The sequence below is a fragment of the Methylobacterium sp. genome (assembly GCF_019750675.1).
Lineage (GTDB): Bacteria > Pseudomonadota > Alphaproteobacteria > Rhizobiales > Beijerinckiaceae > Methylobacterium.
This window is the reverse complement of the sequence record NZ_JAIEOF010000204.1, coordinates 1-4112: the sequence shown is the minus strand read 5'-3', so window position 1 is coordinate 4112 and position 4112 is coordinate 1. Positions and strand designations below refer to the sequence as shown.

Annotated in this window: 4 protein-coding genes; 3 read left to right on the top strand and 1 reads right to left on the bottom strand. The window is 68.7% G+C overall.

Annotated elements, in window-relative coordinates; translation table 11 throughout:
* The coding region (glmM, locus tag K2X24_RS10905; protein ID WP_292497781.1) for a phosphoglucosamine mutase at positions 1 to 1278 on the top strand (1278 nt) is incomplete at its 5' end.
* A gap of 6 nt (positions 1279 to 1284) precedes the next feature.
* Here glmM and K2X24_RS10900 read toward each other — a convergent pair.
* Positions 1285 to 1611, bottom strand: coding sequence for an MmcQ/YjbR family DNA-binding protein (locus tag K2X24_RS10900; protein WP_292497779.1), 327 nt, complete (start codon positions 1609 to 1611; stop codon positions 1285 to 1287).
* A 178-nt stretch (positions 1612 to 1789) separates the two neighbouring features.
* Here K2X24_RS10900 and K2X24_RS10895 point away from each other — a divergent pair, with 178 nt between their 5' ends.
* Both K2X24_RS10895 and K2X24_RS10890 read left to right on the top strand, forming a co-directional pair.
* On the top strand, positions 1790 to 2668 hold the full coding sequence (locus tag K2X24_RS10895) for an outer membrane beta-barrel protein (protein ID WP_292497777.1): 879 nt from the start codon (positions 1790 to 1792) through the stop codon (positions 2666 to 2668).
* 318 nt (positions 2669 to 2986) lie between these two features.
* Positions 2987 to 3805, top strand: a complete 819-nt coding sequence (locus K2X24_RS10890; protein ID WP_292497784.1) for an outer membrane beta-barrel protein — start codon at positions 2987 to 2989, stop codon at positions 3803 to 3805.
* Positions 3806 to 4112 lie beyond the last annotated feature (307 nt).

Here is a 4112-nt window from a genome sequence, read left to right as displayed (position 1 = left end):
CTCGCCCTGAAGGTCGGCCAGGCGGCGGGCCTCGTGTTCCAGCGCGGCGACCACCGCCACCGCGTGGTGATCGGCAAGGATACCCGGCTCTCCGGCTACATGATCGAGACGGCGCTGATCGCCGGCTTCACCTCGGTGGGGATGGACGTGCTCCAGCTCGGACCGATGCCGACCCCGGCGGTGGCGATGCTGACCCGCTCCATGCGCGCCGATATCGGCGTGATGATCTCGGCCTCGCACAACCCCTTCGAGGACAACGGCATCAAGCTGTTCGGGCCGGACGGCTTCAAGCTGAACGACGACGTCGAGCGCGAGATCGAGGCCCTGATCGACGGCGAGCTGCACAAGCGCCTCGCGGGCTCGCGGGACCTCGGCCGCGCCAAGCGGATCGAGAGCGTGCATGCCCGCTACATCGAGTTCGCCAAGCGCTCGTTGCCCCGCAACATCACCCTGGACGGCCTGCGGATCGTGGTGGATTGCGCCAACGGCGCCGCCTACCGGGTCGCGCCCGAGACCCTGTGGGAACTCGGCGCCGAGGTCATCGCCATCGGCGTCGAGCCGGACGGCTTCAACATCAACCGCGACGTCGGCTCCACCGCCCCGGCGGCGCTCGCCGCCAAGGTGCGCGAACTGCGCGCCGATATCGGGATCGCCCTCGACGGCGACGCCGACCGGGTACTCATCGTGGACGAGAAGGGCCAGTCGGTCGACGGCGACCAGCTCATGGCCGTGATCGCCCGCTCCTGGAAGGAGGACGACCGCCTGACCCAGCCCGGGCTGGTGGCGACGATCATGTCCAACCTCGGCCTGGAGCGCTACCTCGGCGGCATCGGCCTCACCCTCGCCCGCACGGCGGTGGGGGACCGCTACGTGCTGGAGCACATGCGCGAGCACGGCTTCAACCTCGGCGGCGAGCAGTCCGGTCACATCATCATGTCGGACTATGCCACCACCGGCGACGGCCTCGTGGCGGCCCTCCAGCTGCTCAGCGTGGTCAAGCGCCAGGAGCGCCCGGTCAGCGCGGTCTGCCACTGCTTCGAGCCCCTTCCGCAGATCCTCAAGAACGTGCGCTACCGTTCCGGCGAGCCGCTGCAGGCCGATTCCGTGGTCACCGCCATCGCGCATGCCCGCGAGCGCCTCGGCAATGCCGGCCGCCTCGTGATCCGGCCGTCCGGCACCGAGACGGTGATCCGCGTGATGGCGGAGGGCGACGATCGCGGCCTCGTCCTCGAGGTCGTGGACGAGGTGGTGGAGGCCGTGACCCGCGCGGCCGCCTGAATCCGCTCAGATCCGGTCGTAGGCCTCCGGGACCACGCCCCGCCAGGCGGCGTGCAGCACCGCCGTGACGGTTTCCGCCTCGGCCTCCCACAAGCTGAGGCTCGTCCATCCGCGCCGGCCCCAGGCTCCGTCGAGGGCCTCGAACAGGTCGGGCTCGGCCGCGATCCACGCGGCCTGGTCCGCCGGGCTGAGGCGCAGGACCACGCGCTCCTCCTCGACCCAGAGCGTCGCGAAGATGCGGCCGCCGACCCGGAAGTCGGGATGGCCGCTATGAGCGCCCTCGCTGACTTCGGGAAAGGATACGGCGAGGCGTCGAACGTCGTCGGGCGTCATCGCACGGACCTTATCGCCCGTCGGCGCCGATCCCAACCGGGCGCTGCGGCGTCACCGTAACGATTCCGCAAGGATAAGATTTAACGTTAAACCCGACTTAACCGTTGTCCCGCAGAGTGTCCTGGTCATCCCGCCGGTGTCTCGCGCTTCCGGCTCAAGGTCACCACAAGGACATCCGATGCGCCGCACCAAGCTTTCCGCCTTGGCGCGCTCGATCACGCTCATTGCGAGCGTGGCAGCGCCCTGCCTCGCCCAAGCGGCGGATCTGCTGCCCCCGCTGCCCCCCGAACCCCTGCCGCCGCCCGTCGAGATCGGCGGCGGCTGGTATCTGCGCGGCGATGTCGGTGTGGGCGCGACGAGCATCGGGGGTCTCACCACGACCCTTTCCAAGGGCAACCTCGCCACGGACGTTCCGAACTATCGCTACGACCAGAAGGCGATCGACGATCAGTTCTTCGCCGGCGGCGGCGTCGGCTACCAGTTCGGCTCCTACTTCCACGGCGACATCACCGCCGAGTATCGTGGCGGCGGAAAGATCACCTTCCAGGACAGCTACGGCGAGAACTGCAACGTCGGCGGATGCCGTGGCATCAACGCCTATCAGGGCAACCTCTCCTCCGTCGTCGTCATGGCCAACGGCTACGTGGACCTCGGCACCTGGTACGGCGTGACGCCCTTCATCGGCGGCGGCGTCGGCACCGCCTTCCACCAGCTCTCCGGCTTCAACGATCGCGGTTACGGCGAAGCTCAGTACGGCTACGGCATCGCCAAGGACAAGACCACCAACACCTTCGCTTGGGCGGCCATGGCCGGTCTCGGCTACAGCGTGACGCCGAACCTCAAGCTCGAGCTCGGCTATCGCTACCTCAACCTGGGTCACGTGGCCTCGAACCCGGTGAACTGCTTCAACACCTCGGATTGCGTCGGCGCCTTCTACAAGGTCAAGGACGTGACCTCGCACGACGTGCGGATCGGCATGCGCTGGCTGCTCGGTGGCGGCGTGATCGCCCCGGTGGCCGAGTACCGCGAGCCGGCCCCCCTCGTGCGCAAGTACTGATCGGCCACCATCGGACGGTATCTGGGCTGTCCTTCGGGCAACATCTGGACGACGAGACGGGGCGGGGGTGCGGATCGCGAGATCCGTGCCCCCGTTCGCATGTCTGGGCGCCGGCCCCGGGTTCGAACGACCCTCTAGCCGACCAGAAGTCGGCCACACGGCGTTAGCCTTAAGCCCTCCCTAATATTTGCAGCGCAGTATAGCCCCGAGGCAAGTGTCACGGCGGAAAGCATCGCGGGACCAGCCAAAAGTTGTGTTGCGTAAGAGGGCGTCATGGCCGGGTCGTATTCTTTCACCGTCACGGTCGTCGCGGGTCTCATGACCGGCGCGGGGCTGGCAAGTACGGTTCGGGCGGCCGATCTGCTGCCGCCACCGCCGCCGCAAGTGGCGCCGGTGGCCATCGGGGAGGGCTGGTACCTTCGGGTGGACGCCACTGTCAGCGACTACGCGCGCCCCCGCGACGCAACCCGGCCGCCGGCCGACGGCACGCCGTTGACCCCGCTCGAGCGGATGCACCTCGACACGGTGCCGGGCTACGGCGGCGGCGTCGGCTATCGTCTCAACAACTGGCTGCGCGTTGACGCGACCATCGATCAGCGCCTAGGGTCGCGCTACAGCGCCTATTCCTCCGGCTCCCGATACGTGGACGGCTACAACATCGAGGCCGGCAAGATCGACGTTCTCACCGGACTCGTGACGGTCTACGCCGATCTCGGGACCTGGTGGGGGCTGACCCCCTATCTCGGCGCCGGCGTCGGCTTCGCCGACAAGGGCTTCACGAAGGCCTACACCCAGACGACCTGCCTGACCGACATCTGCGACGGGAATCCCCCAGGCATCCGCGACGCCGCGCGCCGCCCCAGCCGCTCCGTCACCTCGCTGGCCTGGGCCCTGACCGGGGGCGTCTCCTACGACATCGGCCACGGCCTGAGCCTCGACACGAGCTACCGCTACGTCGATCTCGGCCGCGCCAAGACGGGGGAGGACGCCTACGGCGCGGCCTCGCGCCTCAAGGATCTGGCCGCGCACGAGGTCCGCGTCGGCCTGCGCTACAGCTTCGCCGGCGCCGCCGGCCCGTTGTCCGGCCCCTTGGCGGACGTGTCGCTCCCGCGCTGGAACCGGAACCCCTACGAGTAGGCCTGAAATGCGGGGACGCGCACCGCGCGTCCCGGTTCGACGAGCCGCGTCCACGAGGGGCCGCAACGGACCGTTAAGGTTACTCAAGTAAAACCAAAGCACAGGCTCAGCACCCGAACCCTCGGTCTGACGCCGTGAGGACGACAACGATGCGTACCGCGACCCTCGCGCTCCTGGCCGGTTTCACCCTCGGCGTCAGCGCCCCCGCCCTCGGCGCGGACCTCGATTACGGCGTCCTGCGGGGGCCGGACTACGAGCCCGAGATCCAGGTCATCGACTGGAACGGCATCTATGTCGGTGGGCACGG